The following is a 15,776-nucleotide window of genomic DNA, read 5'->3' on the forward strand; positions in this document are numbered from 1 at the left end:
TTTTCTGGGGGGCAACTAATGAAGCTATGGCATAAGGTGTTTTTAATAACACTAGGTATTTTAATATTAATCGGTCTACTATTTTCAATTTGGACCAGTTATCAAGATGCTATTCAAACCTTCTTTGCCTATGCTTTCGACCGCCAAACTCTAATCAATTTATTACGACATCAAGGTAAGCATAACGCCGTTTTATTCATGGCCGTTATTGCGATTGGATCGGCTATTCCTGGTATGCCTATTGCAGCAGTAGCGGTTCTTTCTGGAGTCTGTTTTGGCAGTTGGCTTGGCTTTGGAATCAATATCGTTGGTACAGTCTTAGGAAATTTATTGGCCGTTTACATATTGGGAGAATTTCCTCATACTGCCCGTCCAAGTCGTTTTCGCCCCATTGCTGATAGATTGAAAAACATGAACCACCCTCGCTTAGGATTAAGTATTGGTTACGCTATACCTATGTTACCAACCTTATTGGTGAATTACGCGGCCATCGAAATGAAAATGTCTTTTAAAAATAAAGCTCTGTGTATCTTAATTGGCTCGTTACCTGTCTCATTTCTCTATGCGTTCGGTGGCGATGCCCTACTCCTAGGAAATACCAAAATAGTTATCATCGTCGTAATCTTAGTGCTGTTATTATTTGGCTTATACGAGATTATCCGTCGGGATCAACGAATTATTAAAGCTAGAAATTAATTGTTGAGGTGAATAATATTGTTATTACAAGAGAAAATTGACTCCACTAATTTTTCTGCAAATGAACAAATTGTCGTGAATTTCATTGAACATAAACAAGAAACTATCAACGAATACTCAACCACAAAAATTGCTAAAGAGACGTATACTTCTCCATCCGTATTGGTTCGAATTGCCAAAAAATTGGGGTTTAACGGCTGGATCGAATTAAAAAATGCTTATGTAGACGAATTAACTTATCTACACAAGCATTTTAAAAATATTGATGCTAATATCCCGTTTTCTGGTAATGATTCTGTCCTAAGCATTGCCAATAAATTAGGACAATTAAAAAACGAAAGTATTTTAGACACAATATCTCTAATTGATTCCAAATCATTTTCTCAAGCAATCCAACTACTCAACCATTCCCATAGCACGGGAATCTTTGGACTTTCAAATATATTATTTCAGGCTGAAGAATTCGCTTTTAAAATGAGACATATTGGCTCCAAAGTTCAAACTTTTCCGATTCAAAATACAATGTTCCAAGAAGCTGCCATGATGACTTCCAATGACTGTGCCATCTTTATCTCATACTCCGGCGAATCAGATCCATTGTTCACTGTCATTAAAATACTCAAGAAAAATCACGTCCCCATAATTGCAATCACAAGTATCGGTGACAATAAACTCTCTAAATTAGCCGATATAACGTTACGCATCTCAACTCGTGAGCATTCCTATACCAAAATTGCCGGATTTTCATCACAAGAATCAATCTCATTGATTTTAGATATTTTATATTCCGGTTATTTTGCTCAACACTTTGATGATAACTATAATTACAAAATCAACTTATCTAAGAAGACTGAATTTAGGAATATTGACAATCATATTATTCAGGATAATTAATAATTCCTCGATCAATATAGCTTTGAACTGCCTCTTCAACCGTCTCAAGCGGCGTGTGGTTTGGCGAATAACCAAGTAACTTTTTAGCATTTTCGATGCTATATTGTCCACTTCTAGCAATATGATAATATGTATGCTCAACTTCAGCATCATTCCCGATATATTCCGCCCATTCTTTCCATGGCAAAAATCCAATCTTTGGTGTTTGATTAAAGAACTTATACATTGCCGTTGTATATCCGTATAATGTCCACGAAGTATCAGAAACAGCATGAAATGACTCGCCTAATGCTTGATTACGATGTTGGATAGCCTTAACAAACATCTGCGCTACGTCGTCAGCGTGAACATGGTGAAGTGTTTCCATACCAAAATTTGGTAAGTAAATCTTTTCACCATCAGCAATCCTTTGAAATACATCAGTATTATTATTCCCCAACGGATTAATAATAGTCCAACCTGGTCCAGAAATTTGACCAGGCATAATTATTGTGGCTGGAAAACCATTTTTACGATATTCGTCTTTTAAAAACATCTCTCCAGCGTATTTATTTTTACCATAGTCATCCAAAGGATGCTTGATACCATTCGGATCAGCGGGTAACGTTTCAGCACGACCATGTGCCCAAACTGACGAACAGAATAAATAATGAGTCAAGTTGGTGCCTTTCAAAGCAGCAACTATTTTTTTGGTGTCTTCAATTTTAAAACTAATCAAATCAATTACAATATCTGCATTAACATCCGCAACTTTTTGCGCAAAATTTGGATCTTTAACACGGTCTAAACTTAAATGTTCAACCCGTTTCCATGCACTATCATTTTTTGTATAAGAATCATGCTTACCACGACTTACGGCAATAACCTCATGCCCTAGTTTCACTAATTTAGGAACCAAATATGAACCAATATGACCATATCCACCTAATACAATAATTTTCATAAATGAAATCCTCCTTGAACTTGAAGACATTCTAACATCCAAATTGAATCCAAAATTACCTTTAGAACAGATTAGAAAAGCTTTTACAAAAAGTTTCATATTATCGTTATTTGATGTAAAAAAATAAAACAGGTTTCTGCCCAATTTTAGTTAGTTGATTTTATAACTAACTTTGAGTAGAAACCTGTTTGTAATCATAGACTTATATGTATTAGTTTACGCGTGGTACTTTTAACTATGAATTTAAAATTATTAAACTAGCCATAAAGAGCAAGAAATTCGGGTTGCTGTGCAGGTGGAGTTAGCGCTTTAGTGCTTACTCCACGGGACAACTTTTGAAATTCGCGTTCTTTGCGAAGTTCAAAATCGAGACTCGAGACCGCCTTTCGGCTCGAGTCGGTCCCCATAGCGACCCAAATTTCCTGCTCTTGGAGGCGGCATATTTAACTACCACCAAACGTAATTAGTCTCTTTTTCTAAAAATAATAAACTTACTAAAAATATAGTTAAGTAAAACAACGACTACATTGGCAATCAATTTAACAATAAACCCATTTCCATGTAATAAAATCATTCCGATAAACATTGTTCCTTGATCAATCAACCAAGAACCACCTCTGAATAAGAAAAATGATCCCATTTCTTGAAAAAATGCTTTCCAAGTCGTCGTATGAGAGTCAAAGACCCACAATTTATTGGTAACATAGGCAAAAATAACTGAAATTAGATACGCAATCGCATTAGCTATTTGAGAATTCATGCCCATAGCACGCCACAAAAGCGCAAAGGCCACGTAATTTACTACTGTTGTTAAGACTCCAAAAAATAAATAAGGAATCGCATCTTTATATTTATTCCATAATTCTTTCATCATTTATGATTTTCCTTAATGGTTTAATTTCCAATTTTTATAGCTTAATCCCAAGAAGTAGGCAATAACTTCAAAGCTTGAAATAAAGAAAGTTACGGGCCAATTGGTTACAAAAGCTAAGTACAATCCTAACCAAACACCAGCCAATGACAAACCAACCGACACCATGATCAGCTTAGGAACAGTATGAACAACATATTTAGCTGTAGCACCTGGCAATGTCAACAATACGAAGACTAACAACGAACCCACGATTTGAGCGCCAATACTGACGCTAAGAGCCAATGTTACTAAAAAGGCTATCGAGAGTAATCTGGTCTTCAAACCGGCTGCACGAGCGCCAATATGGTCAAATGAATCAAACGAAAGTGGTTTATAGAAAATAATAAACACAAAAATGACAAATAATGCCAAAATCATCAATTGATGAACTTCTTTAGAACTAATTCCGACAATACTTCCGAATAAGATATTTGTCGCATAACTACTTGATTCTGAAGATAACGACAAGAATAAAATTCCTAGACCAATGAATAACGATGATATGGCGCTAATTGATGCCTCTCGTCGCGACGATTCCGAACTCAAACTACCCACAGCGATGGAACTGATCAATGTAAAAATAATCATCCCTGCCAGTGGTGAAATTCCAACTAAAATACCAAATGAAGCACCCGCAAAACCAATTTCTGACAAGGTATGGGACAGAAATGACATGTTTCGAGAAACAACGAATACCCCAACTAATCCAGCCGTTATAGCGATAAAAGTGCTGGCAATAAAGGCTTCACGCATAAATTCATATCCAAACATAACCTAACCTCCCATATCAAACATATCTTCCGAAACGTCTGCCACATTAACTTCTTCAATCGTTTGATGTTCGAAAAATAATGCCCGACTAGTGTACTTTTTCGTCAACTCATAATCATGAGTAATGAAGATAACCGTTAAATTATATTTGTGATTCAATTCTTCTACCAGATCCATCAGTTGCATCTTAACTTCAACATCAAGACTGGCTGTCGATTCATCCAAGATCAAAATCTTCGGATCATTCAACAATGCTTGTGCTAAATAAGCCTTTTGCTTTTCACCACCAGAAGCTAATCCTAAAGGACGATCCTTCAAAGTTGTTAACTTCGTTTTTTCCAAAATTTGCTTGATAGTCTCGTTATCTTGGCGACGTTTAGCTGGACTCAAAGTAAACTTCAGATTCAATCGCACAAATTGTTCAATATTTAAAGGATAATCAATATCAATATTTCGGAATTGGGGCACATAGCCAATTGTTTGTTTATCAATCTTCAATTCACCACTAGTTTTCTTTTCCAACCCCATCATAATCTTGACTAGAGTGGTTTTACCGGAACCATTAGGCCCAATCAAACTAACAAAGTCACCATTATTAATAGTGAAATTTAAATCCTTAAAAACTAGTTGCTTCCCAAAACTTTTGCTTAAATTCTTTGCCTCAATCACAGCTATTTCTTCACTATCCTTTCAATCTGAATGATGTTTCCATCCATCCAGTCATAATATCCTAAATCGCTTGGCAATGTTTCCGTAAAGTAAACAATTGGAACATGATTTTTCTTAGCTAAACTTGTCATCTTCGTAATAATACCGCTAGTTACTTGTTTATTAACAACTAAGAAACTCACGCGATGATTCCTCAAACCATTTTCCATATCTTTAATATCCTCAATTGAAGGGTCCGTATCATCTTCAATCGATTTGGCGAAATGTGGATTAGCAATCGTGACACCAAGATCTTTTAGTAGATAGTAAGGCAAAGGTTCTGTGACATAAGCTTTCTTGCCATTAGTGTATTGCTTTAAAGCTTGTTCTCTTTGGATTAAACTATCTAACTTTAAATCATATTTCTTAAAATTAGCTTGATAATAAGTTTTATTTTTAGAATCAACTTTTGCCATGTGTTGGTAAACCGCATAACTCAATTTCTGAACATTATGCACACCAAACCAAACATGCTCATTGGCACCATCTTTTTTATCAAGCACACTTCCAGCAAAATCAATTAAATTTTTATCCTGACTATTAGCCGTTACAATCTTATTGACCCAATCATCATATCCCAGACCACTAGAAACAATTAAACGTGAATCAGCAATCAACTTAGCATCATTACTAGAAGGTGAAAAACTGTGCGGATCAACATTAACCGATTTAATGATTGATTCCACTTTGTATTTATCACCGACAACACTTTTGATTGGTTCAATGTAAGTGTTGACCGTGGTTGTAATAATCTTTTGAGACGTAGACCGCTTAGCACATCCCCCGATGACCAGTAGCAGCGAAAACAAAACCACTAAGAAAACTTTTCTCTTTCGCATTTATAATCCTCTATTTTTACTTTTTAAAGTATAGAAATTTGAAATCATATTACCTTTATTAAAAAAAATAAATCTAACATATCTTGCTTAGTAAAAGTAATATAACTTCAATAAAAACACATATATGTATTCTATACCCATTTGATTGTTATGACTTTCAAACTAAATTTCCATGGAATAAATATAAATTTTATAAATCCAAAACTCAGTTAGTTTCAGTTCATTGTCTTCAACGAATACCCTAGCCTGCGGGTGATAGCGAGTTAGTCAGCAGTGAAAGTGGTGTTAGGACGGCCGCTTTTGCCGTTCTTACACCACTGGACGTGTTTTGAAACTTGAGCGATTTTCTCAAGGTTCAAAACCGAGTCTGGAGACCTTGGCTCCAGACGGTCCCACAGCAGACTAACTCGCTATCACCCGCAGGCGGCATACTTATACAACCAAAATAGAGGCCAGAACAAAACCTAAGTTTTGTACCGACCTCTTAAAAATATAACTAATTATTATTGCAAAGGCAAGTTACACCTTATTACCAAATTTGGAAATACTGTCCATTTGCAGGAACTAGATAGCTTCCAACTGGTGAATCAGAATTTTTACTGTAGATATTAATTTGATATCCAGTAACGTTATCCCAGGTAACTTTTCCATTAGCAACATATTGTGTCGTTGTCTTGTCATAGGTTGAACCTAGTTGATTAGCTAAGTACTCAACCGCTTGATCTGAAGTCGTTAAATTGACTTGAGATTGTTGCGTTTGACCTTGTGATGATTGATCACCATTAGTTGTATTATTGTTATTTGTATTATTAGCGTTGTTATTGCCATTTGATTGGCTATCATTATTCGAATCACTTTGATTATTATTAGCCTGAGCATCGTCAGAAGTTTTGTCTGTTGTATCATCTTCTGCACTCTTGGTGCTGGCCTTAGGCGTTGTTGTCTTCTTTTCCTTAGTAGGAGCTTTCTTGGTACTACTACTTGTGTCAGAACTTGAAGCTGACTGTGTACTTGCCGATTGTGATGAGCAACCTGCCAATAAAATACCTGACAAGACAACTGTGAAGATAGATAATTTCTTAAACATGCGCGAAGTACCTCCTTATACACTCAGTATTATATCGGAAGTAGGTTTATTCTCGCAATGTTTCGCATGAAACATTAATAAATCTTAGTAAAATCGATTTTTTCACCACGACGAATCTTTTTGGCAAACTCAATCGATTTGTCGACGATGATTCCTTGACCATCAATAACATTATATGGATGATCAGGCGCTTTTTCTTGAGCAAGCGATAATTCGGTACAGCCCAAAACAATTACATCGCAATCAAATTTATCATGCATTGTTTGCAAAATATCATAATATTTGTTGGCATCGACTTTACCTTTAATTTTGATATCATCGTAAATCAAACTTTCAACTTGGTCTTGGACAGCTTGATCACCCAAACTATATTCAAAACCAGCGTCTTTGATTTCATTCTCATAAATATGATCCGCAATCGTACCCTTTGTTGCAATCAAACCAATTCGCTTAGCCTTTGGGTACTTCTTTTTCATCACACTGATAGCCATGTGTGGCATGTGAATCAAAGGTATATCGGTTGCTGCTTGCAATTCTTTATAGTAATAATGAGCTGTATTGCAAATTAACACCATGAATTCAGGTTTGAGCAAACTTTGTTGCTTAATATCTTCAACTAGTGGAGGCAAAAAGCTGGGTTTGCTGTGATCTAAGATATGAGCTGTTCGATCAGGAACAGTTGAATGATTAACTAAAATATAATCTAAATAATCTTGGTCCTTTTCAGTCGGTGTTCGTTCGTTTAACAAATGAACGTAACTTTCGGTGGCTAAACTGCCCATACCACCCAACACTGTAAAGAATTTCTTCATAACTTTTAACCCTCAATATCCTTTAGAATTTTCTTGGCGACAACGGGATCACTTGGATATGGTACATCTTCACCCTTTGTCTTTTGATAAGCATCGTTTCCTTTAGCGGCCAAAACAACGATATCATCGCCGTGACTTGACTTAATCATTTCACGAATGGCTTCTTGACGGTCAAGAACGGTTTTTACATCAACCTTAGTATGGTCGATTTTTTCATCAATTTGCTTACAAATATCAGCCGGATCTTCAAATCCAGGATCATCTGTAGTCAAAATAGCTTGATCAGCTTGTTCAGTCAAGACTCGAGCAAAGCCTTCACGTCTAGAAACTCCTTTATCACCAGGACTTCCTACAACGACTTTCACCTTTGATTCAGGGTATTCACGTTTTAGAAAGCTTAATAAAGCATTCATACTAGCATAATTGTGGGCATAGTCAACAAAAATTGTTCCGTGAGATTTGGTGTTAATGTGTTCCATTCTCCCCGGGACAAACGCTGATTTTAAACTATCAGCAATCACCTCGTTTTTGACACCCATCTTCTTGGCCGCAATAATTGCCGCCCCAGCATTCAATTCATTGAAATCACCGACTAGACCTAATTGATAAGTATATTCACTGTGGTCTTGTAAATCTTCAGCCTTGTCGCTTTCAGCTGTGAAAGTAAAGACTGAATCATTTAAATTGGATTCCTTATTACGGATACTAAAGTCAGTATCACCAACTTCATTTTTAGCAAAACGGTAAATATCTTTGTCATCACTAGTCTCTTTGGCAGCAGCGTAAACTGTGTCATAGTCATTTGTTTGACGATTAATGATCTTTACTTTGGAGTTGATCATCAATTGCTTCTTGCAGTTGAGATAATCAGCATATGTAGGATGTTCATTAGGTCCAATATGATCTGGAGTAATGTTCAAGAAGCCACCAATATCAAACTTCAAACCGTAAACACGGTTCTTCTTATAAGCTTGAGAAGATACTTCCATAACTAAATATTTGATGCCGTTATCAACGCAAGTTCTCATATCGTGGAACAATTCCATTGATTCAGGAGTTGTTAAATCAGACTTAAATTCGTCTTCAGGCTTTGGACCAACAATACGATCAACGGTTGAAAAGAGTCCGACTTGCTTTGGATAGGCATGTTTCAAAATATCATACAAGAAGTATGAAGTCGTTGTCTTACCTTTGGTACCTGTGAAAGCAACGATAAATAAATCATTTTGCGGATTGCCATAAAACTCTGAACTCAATAATGCCAAAGCTTTGGAAGCATCCTTAACAATTAAACGGTCAATATCTTGACTATATTCTTTCTCTGAAACATAGATTTTAGCATGATTCTTAATGGCTTGATCTAAATACTCGGCTTTAAATCTATTACCTTTGCAGAAGAAGATTCCGTTGGTTTGATCTTCTTTAGAGTTGTAACTAATGTTAGTTACTTCTAGGTTTTCATCAGTTACTGAACTTGAAACCAATAAGTCGTGTTTCTTCAAAATCTCTAAAGCATTCTTAATTTTTAAACTCATTCTCTACACACTCCTAAAATAGATGTTTAAAAAATTCTATGATTTGATCCCACCAAGATTTCTGGTTTGTCTTCTTATGAACTACTTTTTTAACATCTGCCTTTTTAAACGGAAGATAACCACCATCAGTGTTAGCAGCAATTAATTTCACCGTTTGTTTTTTATGAATTGCAGTAAAACCTAAGTCGTTACTGCTTACATTATAACGTAAATTTTCGACATGATAATTTTTTGGTAACCAAGTATAAACAGGTTCATAAGTTTTATACTTTTTATGCTTAATCGTAACTGTAGCATCTTTTTGTAAAATCTCTTTGCGTTCATAGTTATCCACCAAATAATGGACTAATTTTTGGGTACTGCGGAAACGTTTATCACGGTCTTCTTTTTCACCTTGAGCGTTCAGAACGACGGTCACTATGCGAGTATCATTCAATGGCAACGTTCCAACAAAGGACTCTCCTGCCGCATCAGTCGTACCAGTCTTCAAACCATCAAACTCGTAACCTTCCTGATAATCACGATTACCTTTAAGCAATAAATTCAACGAATCATAAGTCTTAACTTCATTATCAACTGGAAAACTAAATTTAGCCTTAGATGTCGTTTGAACGATTTCAGGATATTCATCCAAAACGTGTTTTACAATGACACCAATATCATTGGCTGACAATTTATTTTCGTTTTCTTTAGTACCCAAATACATATCAGGTTCCAAATCTGAGTTATTTAAGCCGGACACATTGAATAATTGAGCATTCTTAATGCCCCAATCTTTGACGGTTTTGCGCATCAACTTAACAAAATCACCTTGATTACCAGCAACCTTGTCAGCCAACATCATGGCAGCTGAATTGGAAGATACAATCCAAGCGGCGTTATATAAATCTCTGACACTATACGACTTATCAGCATCTAAACGGACATTAGTCAATTCGTTTCGTTGCGTCATATCGGCTTGAGCTTTCGTTGGTGTCAGCATATCTTTCTCGGAAAATTTACCTTCTTTGATAGCTTTAGTAACCAAATACAAAGTAATAATTTTCGTAATTGAACCGATAGCCAGTTTTTCGTCAGCGTTTTTAGAATAGACGACTTGCCCAGTATGTTCATCGAAAACCATCCCCGCACTAGCATTTAGTTCCAAAGTTACATTGGCCGTTTCCTCAGCGTGAACCGTTGATGCAAAAATTGGTAACGTCAAGATAACGACTGACATTACCAACATTAATTTCTTAACGAAATTTTTCATTTTTAAACCTCACAAATCAATCTTGAAATTAAGAAATTGGAAAATGGCTGATAAATGATGTTCGTTCATCATCTGAAGTTACAGCGATTGTTCCTCCATGCAACTGCACCATACTTTGGGCAATTGCAAGTCCTAAACCTGTTCCCCCAGTTTTCTTAGAGCGAGAATCTTCCACACGATAAAAGCGATCAAAAACGTGCTTTAAAGAATCTTCGGGAATAGGTTTACCATTATTGGCCACCGTTACGACGACCTCTTTTTCTTTTTGTTCTGCCGTTAACCAGATATGAGTGGCGCCTTTTCCGTATTTCAAGGCATTCATGATCAAATTATTGAAGACACGACCAAGTTTTTCGGTATCACCTTTCATCAAAATCTTGTTTGGTGTTGAGTTGACGATAATTTCCATACCGCGTTTATTAGCTTCCAACTCAAAATCAGCCGACAATTGATCAAGCATTTGAGCCATATCAAACTTAGTCATATTTAACCGACTTGTTGCATGTTGAACATTGGCATATTCGAAGAGCGAATTAACCAAATTTTGCATTTCTTGTGACTTTTTATAAGCGATATGAGTATATTTTAAAATTTGTCCCAAGTCACTATAATTTTTACTCTCAATCAAACCCAAATAACCAATGACTGATGTCAAAGGAGTTCTAATATCATGACTGACATTACTGATCAGCTCATCTTTACTCTTCTCAGACTGCTTTTGTTCCTCAGCCCGACGATTCATATTAGAAATCAACAAATTAAAACTATCAACAATACTTTGTAAATTATGGTTAACTTTGATATTCACTTCTTTAGTGAGATTATCAGCTGCTGTTTTTTGGAGGACTTGCTTAATTTGATTCAATTCCAAATTGTGGTAGGTACTGATCACAATCAAGTACGTCAAAAAAATTTCCAACGCTAAAACAACGACAATTACCCACAATTTATTTGCCATCAAGGTTTGCCAATTGGTTTGTAAATTAGCTATCAAATTATTTTGACCAAGACTACTAATTAAAATTACGTTTATTATCTGAAATAAAAGAAAGGTGCCTATTCCTTCAACAAGGAGGACACCTTTTTCTCCTACACTCAGTTTGATTCTTTTGTTCAAAATCAAACCTCCACTTTGTAGCCGACGCCCCAAACGGTTTCAATAACTTTCTCACCGTTAGTAGCTTCTTCTAGTTTATCTCGTAAATGACTCACGTGTACCATTACTGTTTTAGCCGAGACGACACTCTCTTGTTTCCAAACACGTTCAAAGATTTCATCAGCTGAAAAGACACGATTAGGATGACTTGCAAGTAAATAAAGGACCCCAAATTCCAAAGCCGTCAACTGTACCTTTTGTCCAGAATCAGTCACAACTTCGTGGGAATCTTTGTAAATCGTAATTGGCCCAACTTCTAATTTGTCGGGCACATTTTTGGCTGTTTGTTGGGTACTACGGCGCAAAAGTGAACGAATTCGGGCCATGATCTCCAACGGATTGAATGGCTTAGTAACGTAATCATCTGCACCCGTAATAAGGCCTTGAATTTTGTCCATATCAGTCGTTTTAGCAGATACAATAATAATTGGTATTTGCGATTCTTTCCGAACTCTTTTAACGACTTCGATACCGTCAATACCAGGCATCATAATGTCCAATACCATCAGCGCTATATCGCTATGAGCAGACAATTGGTCTAGTGCTTCTTGACCCGAATTGGCTGACAATGGTTCATAGCCTTCGTTTTTAATATAAATACTGAGTAATTCTACGATTTCTTTATCATCATCGACAACTAAGATTTTCATTTAAATAAACCTCACAAGCGAACATATATTTACAAGTCTACAACTAGTTAGTATTATACAATAAGATGTTACTAGATTACTAATCGGGTCGTTGGATAAGGTCATGCCGCCGGAGGGGGCCAATGATGAAGTCTGCTGTGGGACCGGCCCGAGCCAAGGTCTCGGACCTCGATTTTGAGCTTCGCAAAGTACGCGAATCTCAAAATACGTCCTGTGGTGTAAGAGCTAAAGCTCTAACACCACTGTCACTGCTGACTTCATCATTGGCCCCCTCCAGCTAGGTTATTATTTAATTGAAATGTATTTCCCCTTTTTATAAGATTTAGTAATTACAAAAAGATTTAAAAAATATGCGTGGTACTAGTTAGTCCTTTGACTATTAATTCAAAACAAAGAATAAACTAGCCGGAAAGAGCAATAAATTTTGGTCGCTGTGCAGGTGGAGTTAGCGCTTTAGCGCTTACTCCACGGGACGACTTTTGAAACTCGCGGTTTTTGCGAGGTTCAAAAGCGAGATTCGAGACCGCTCTTTGGCTAGAATCGGTCCCCATAGCGACCAAAATTTCTTGCTCTTGGAGGCGGCCTAGTACTAACCATTAAAAATTTAAACAATGAAAGAGAGCCACCATGGAATTTTTGAAGAAAAGAATGAAATTTATTTTGATTATCGTTTTCTCCATAGCAGTCATTGCTTTTGTACAATATGAAATGCACTTTGACCATAATATTTCGCTGAAAAAAGTCGGTTTTCTGATGACTATTTTGCAAGCTGCGGCTGGTGGCTATGGATTATACGGACTAGTGCAATTTTTTAGAGTTAAATAAATTCTATTCAGGTTGAGGATGAGAGTATGGATGAATATTTGGCAACATTAACTGATTCAGATGATAAAATTTTAGCAAAAAAGATGCACCAGATTATTTCTGAAGTTTTGCCGGATGCAGAAGTTCGTTTATCTTATGGCTTGGTTGGTTATTATCAGCCTAAACAGATTTGTTTCTTTGGTATTAATAAACAACATATCGGTTTTTATCCAACCGATAAACCGATTAAGCATTTTGAAAAGGAAATTTCTCCTTATTTGAGTGGGAAAACTACACTTAGGTTTCCTAAAAGTGAAGCAGCTATTCCGGTGGATTTGATTCAGGAGATTGCTGTTTGGAATTTGAATAATTGATTATTTGGGTATTAAAAAAAGTCTTTCTTCTCAATTTTTTTGAGAAGAAAGACTTTTTGTTTATATATTCAGTGGCTCTAAAACGAGCTACACAGGCCAATTTCTTCCGCTTTTCATAGAACTGTAAACTGCCCGCAAAAACCGGTGTGCAATTTACAGTTCTACGAAAATGCTCGGAAATTCCCGGGCCTGCTCCGCTCTCTGATATTTAAACGAGCTACGGCAGGGCAACTCCTTCCGCTTTGCCTAACTTCCCAAATCATCCGCAAAAAACGCGGATAATTCGTGAAGTCATGCAAATGCTCGGGAGCTGAACGCCCTGCCTTCGCTCTCTTGTTCTTAAACGAGCTGCGGACGACAGATTCCTGTGCATTTCTACGCTTCCCAAATCATCCGCAAAGTTCGCGGATAATTCGTGAAGCTAGGAAATTGCTCGGAATCTAACCGGTCGTCCTCCGCTCTCTTTTTTAAAAGAAAGAACGTTCCTTATATCCTGTCATTGAACGGAACAAGAATCTTCCACCGAAGGCAACTGCTGCTGCTATGAAGTAGCCGATTGCGTTTAGTGGTGGGTTGATTGATGTTGGTACGGCTGTCATGGCTGCTAGGAAGACGAACATGAAGACTAGTCCGACTACTAAATAACCGATGGTTATTCCCCAGCCTGGTCGTTCGGACTTAGGTTTCTTCATTTGGTTATTGAACCATGATAATAATGCACCCCACATTGCTGACAAGACGATCAATGTAATGATACCTGTCTGGCTGTTAGGATCATTCTTAGCAGCGCCTTTGCTTGTTAAAGCAACGATTCCGTATAACAATCCAAACAATGAAAAGAACAATAGTGAAGTATCAAGCCATGAAGCCCAGAATGGTGTCTTCTTTGGCTTTTTCACTGGATGTGTAATATCCTGAGCTCTTTGTGTCACGGGTCCATAAAGTTGGTTAGCTGGAATCCCTTTGATTTGGTTTTCGATAATTTCGGGAAGAAGTTTGTCAATTTCGGTCTTGGCTTCATCTTCTTTAAATCCATCGTCCATCAAATACTTATTAAGTTTAAAAATGTATTCGGCATTTTTATTACTTAATTTTTTGCGTAAATCATCAGCATCTGCACTGTAGATTTCGCTTTTGATTTCTTCTTTTTTTTCATTCTTAGCTGAAGCAACTTTTTGTTTTTCAGCAGCTTGCTTATTCTTTTCTCTTAAATCCTCAGACATATTACTCCCCCTGGTTTAGACGTTGAAGCGGAATTCGATAATGTCACCGTCTTGAACTTCGTAATCCTTACCTTCAACTCGTAATTTACCGGCTTCTTTGACGGCTTTTTCACTACCTAATTCATCTAGATCACTATATGCCATAACTTCAGCACGGATAAATCCACGCTCGAAGTCAGAGTGAATGATACCAGCAACTTGTGGTGCTTTCATGCCTTCGTGGAATGTCCAGGCACGTGTTTCCTTACCACCAGCTGTAAAGAATGTTCTAAGGCCTAATAGTTTGTAACTAGCTTTAATTAATTTATCAAGACCTGATTCAGTTACACCTTCAGCTTCAAGGAATTCTTTTCTTTCATCGTCATCTAATTCAGCAATTTCTTCTTCAGTTTTTGCGGAAACACCGATTACTTGAGCATTTTCTTTCTTAGCGTAATCTTCAATAACTTTGTAATACTTCGAAGCTTCAGGATCAGCCATATCATCTTCAGCGATATTAGCAACATACAAGACTGGTTTTGATGTTAACAAGAACAAACCTTTAACAATTTTTGCTTCATCTTCATCAAAGTCGATTGAACGAACTGAACCGCCTTCTTCAAGGACTGGCTTAATCTTTTCTAGAACTTTGAATTCAGCTTGGGCTTCTTTATCTTTTGCACTCTTAGCAGCTTTTTCAACACGTGTATAACGTTTATTAACACTATCAAGGTCAGCTAGACCAAGTTCCAAATTGATAGTTTCGATATCATCTAATGGATCAACTTTACCGGTCACACTAGTAATATCGTCATCATCAAATGCACGAACAACGTGAACGATGGCATCAACTTGACGAATGTTTTCCAAGAACTTGTTACCAAGTCCTTCACCTTTACTAGCACCTTTAACGATACCAGCAATATCAGTAAATTCGAAAGTTGTGTGGATTAATTTTTTAGCAGGGATCAATGAATCGATTCTTGCAAGACGTGCATCTGGTACTTCAACCATTCCGACGTTAGGATCGATCGTTGCGAAAGGATAGTTGGCCATTTCCGCACCGGCCTTTGTAATAGCATTAAATAAAGTTGACTTACCAACGTTTGGTAGTCCGACGATTCCGGCAGTTAGAGCCAT

The 15,776-nt window shown here is 36.8% G+C and carries 17 protein-coding genes; 4 read left to right on the top strand and 13 right to left on the bottom strand.

Features of this window, described 5'->3' with window-relative positions:
- Positions 1-18: 18 nt before the first annotated feature.
- On the top strand, positions 19-696 hold the full coding sequence (locus D1B17_RS12150) for a TVP38/TMEM64 family protein (RefSeq protein ID WP_120141343.1): 678 nt from the start codon (positions 19-21) through the stop codon (positions 694-696).
- An 18-nt stretch (positions 697-714) separates the two neighbouring features.
- Positions 715-1,590, top strand: coding sequence for a MurR/RpiR family transcriptional regulator (locus D1B17_RS12155; RefSeq protein WP_120141341.1), 876 nt, complete (start codon positions 715-717; stop codon positions 1,588-1,590).
- Here the strand turns inward: D1B17_RS12155 and D1B17_RS12160 are convergent.
- The 11 genes from D1B17_RS12160 to D1B17_RS12210 form a co-directional block, all read right to left on the bottom strand.
- Positions 1,574-2,533, bottom strand: coding sequence for an NAD-dependent epimerase/dehydratase family protein (locus D1B17_RS12160; protein WP_120141339.1), 960 nt, complete (start codon positions 2,531-2,533; stop codon positions 1,574-1,576). The genes D1B17_RS12155 and D1B17_RS12160 overlap by 17 nt on opposite strands.
- A gap of 463 nt (positions 2,534-2,996) precedes the next feature.
- Positions 2,997-3,407, bottom strand: coding sequence for a GtrA family protein (locus D1B17_RS12165; RefSeq protein ID WP_120141337.1), 411 nt, complete (start codon positions 3,405-3,407; stop codon positions 2,997-2,999).
- Positions 3,408-3,419: 12 nt separating this feature from the next.
- A complete protein-coding gene (locus D1B17_RS12170; RefSeq protein WP_120141335.1) occupies positions 3,420-4,217 on the bottom strand; it encodes a metal ABC transporter permease in 798 nt (265 codons plus the stop codon).
- Between the two features lie 3 nt (positions 4,218-4,220).
- Positions 4,221-4,886 (bottom strand): metal ABC transporter ATP-binding protein, encoded by a 666-nt coding sequence (locus tag D1B17_RS12175; protein ID WP_120141333.1) that lies wholly within the window; start codon positions 4,884-4,886, stop codon positions 4,221-4,223.
- Between the two features lie 2 nt (positions 4,887-4,888).
- Positions 4,889-5,764 (bottom strand): metal ABC transporter solute-binding protein, Zn/Mn family, encoded by an 876-nt coding sequence (locus D1B17_RS12180; RefSeq protein ID WP_120141330.1) that lies wholly within the window; start codon positions 5,762-5,764, stop codon positions 4,889-4,891.
- 529 nt (positions 5,765-6,293) lie between these two features.
- Entirely contained in the window at positions 6,294-6,851 is a 558-nt protein-coding gene (locus D1B17_RS12185) for a hypothetical protein (protein ID WP_120141328.1), read from the bottom strand.
- Between the two features lie 74 nt (positions 6,852-6,925).
- On the bottom strand, positions 6,926-7,663 hold the full coding sequence (locus D1B17_RS12190; RefSeq protein ID WP_120141326.1) for an aspartate/glutamate racemase family protein: 738 nt from the start codon (positions 7,661-7,663) through the stop codon (positions 6,926-6,928).
- A 5-nt stretch (positions 7,664-7,668) separates the two neighbouring features.
- Positions 7,669-9,198 (bottom strand): UDP-N-acetylmuramoyl-L-alanyl-D-glutamate--2,6-diaminopimelate ligase, encoded by a 1,530-nt coding sequence (locus tag D1B17_RS12195; RefSeq protein WP_120141324.1) that lies wholly within the window; start codon positions 9,196-9,198, stop codon positions 7,669-7,671.
- Between the two features lie 13 nt (positions 9,199-9,211).
- On the bottom strand, positions 9,212-10,450 hold the full coding sequence (locus D1B17_RS12200) for a D-alanyl-D-alanine carboxypeptidase family protein (protein WP_120141322.1): 1,239 nt from the start codon (positions 10,448-10,450) through the stop codon (positions 9,212-9,214).
- A gap of 28 nt (positions 10,451-10,478) precedes the next feature.
- Positions 10,479-11,567, bottom strand: a complete 1,089-nt coding sequence (locus D1B17_RS12205; RefSeq protein ID WP_120141320.1) for a sensor histidine kinase — start codon at positions 11,565-11,567, stop codon at positions 10,479-10,481.
- A gap of 2 nt (positions 11,568-11,569) precedes the next feature.
- Complete coding sequence (locus D1B17_RS12210) at positions 11,570-12,256, bottom strand: response regulator transcription factor (protein ID WP_120141318.1); 687 nt, start codon at positions 12,254-12,256, stop codon at positions 11,570-11,572.
- Positions 12,257-12,904: 648 nt separating this feature from the next.
- On the opposite strand from D1B17_RS12210, the gene D1B17_RS12215 reads away from it, so the two are divergent.
- Complete coding sequence (locus D1B17_RS12215; RefSeq protein ID WP_166806687.1) at positions 12,905-13,081, top strand: hypothetical protein; 177 nt, start codon at positions 12,905-12,907, stop codon at positions 13,079-13,081.
- Positions 13,082-13,107: 26 nt separating this feature from the next.
- Positions 13,108-13,434: an iron chaperone gene (locus D1B17_RS12220; protein ID WP_120141314.1), complete on the top strand. Its 327-nt coding sequence runs from the start codon at positions 13,108-13,110 to the stop codon at positions 13,432-13,434.
- Positions 13,435-13,901: 467 nt separating this feature from the next.
- Here the strand turns inward: D1B17_RS12220 and D1B17_RS12225 are convergent, their stop codons facing one another.
- Entirely contained in the window at positions 13,902-14,657 is a 756-nt protein-coding gene (locus tag D1B17_RS12225; protein WP_120141311.1) for a DUF1129 family protein, read from the bottom strand.
- 15 nt (positions 14,658-14,672) lie between these two features.
- Positions 14,673-15,776 (bottom strand): redox-regulated ATPase YchF, encoded by a 1,104-nt coding sequence (gene ychF / locus D1B17_RS12230; protein WP_120141309.1) that lies wholly within the window; start codon positions 15,774-15,776, stop codon positions 14,673-14,675.

The organism is Companilactobacillus zhachilii, assembly GCF_003606365.2.
Taxonomy (GTDB): Bacteria; Bacillota; Bacilli; order Lactobacillales; family Lactobacillaceae; genus Companilactobacillus; species Companilactobacillus zhachilii.

Excerpts from the sequence above, each read along its gene's own strand:
- D1B17_RS12185 (WP_120141328.1), bottom strand. The coding sequence starts at position 6,851 with ATGTTTAAGAAATTATCTATCTTCACAGTTGTCTTGTCAGGTATTTTA.
- D1B17_RS12225 (WP_120141311.1), bottom strand. The coding sequence starts at position 14,657 with ATGTCTGAGGATTTAAGAGAAAAGAATAAGCAAGCTGCTGAAAAACAA.
- ychF (WP_120141309.1), bottom strand. The coding sequence starts at position 15,776 with ATGGCTCTAACTGCCGGAATCGTCGGACTACCAAACGTTGGTAAGTCA.
- D1B17_RS12150 (WP_120141343.1), top strand. The coding sequence starts at position 19 with ATGAAGCTATGGCATAAGGTGTTTTTAATAACACTAGGTATTTTAATA.
- D1B17_RS12215 (WP_166806687.1), top strand. The coding sequence starts at position 12,905 with ATGAAATTTATTTTGATTATCGTTTTCTCCATAGCAGTCATTGCTTTT.
- D1B17_RS12165 (WP_120141337.1), bottom strand. The coding sequence starts at position 3,407 with ATGATGAAAGAATTATGGAATAAATATAAAGATGCGATTCCTTATTTA.
- D1B17_RS12200 (WP_120141322.1), bottom strand. The coding sequence starts at position 10,450 with ATGAAAAATTTCGTTAAGAAATTAATGTTGGTAATGTCAGTCGTTATC.
- D1B17_RS12210 (WP_120141318.1), bottom strand. The coding sequence starts at position 12,256 with ATGAAAATCTTAGTTGTCGATGATGATAAAGAAATCGTAGAATTACTC.
- D1B17_RS12195 (WP_120141324.1), bottom strand. The coding sequence starts at position 9,198 with ATGAGTTTAAAAATTAAGAATGCTTTAGAGATTTTGAAGAAACACGAC.
- D1B17_RS12180 (WP_120141330.1), bottom strand. The coding sequence starts at position 5,764 with ATGCGAAAGAGAAAAGTTTTCTTAGTGGTTTTGTTTTCGCTGCTACTG.
- D1B17_RS12220 (WP_120141314.1), top strand. The coding sequence starts at position 13,108 with ATGGATGAATATTTGGCAACATTAACTGATTCAGATGATAAAATTTTA.
- D1B17_RS12160 (WP_120141339.1), bottom strand. The coding sequence starts at position 2,533 with ATGAAAATTATTGTATTAGGTGGATATGGTCATATTGGTTCATATTTG.
- D1B17_RS12170 (WP_120141335.1), bottom strand. The coding sequence starts at position 4,217 with ATGTTTGGATATGAATTTATGCGTGAAGCCTTTATTGCCAGCACTTTT.
- D1B17_RS12190 (WP_120141326.1), bottom strand. The coding sequence starts at position 7,663 with ATGAAGAAATTCTTTACAGTGTTGGGTGGTATGGGCAGTTTAGCCACC.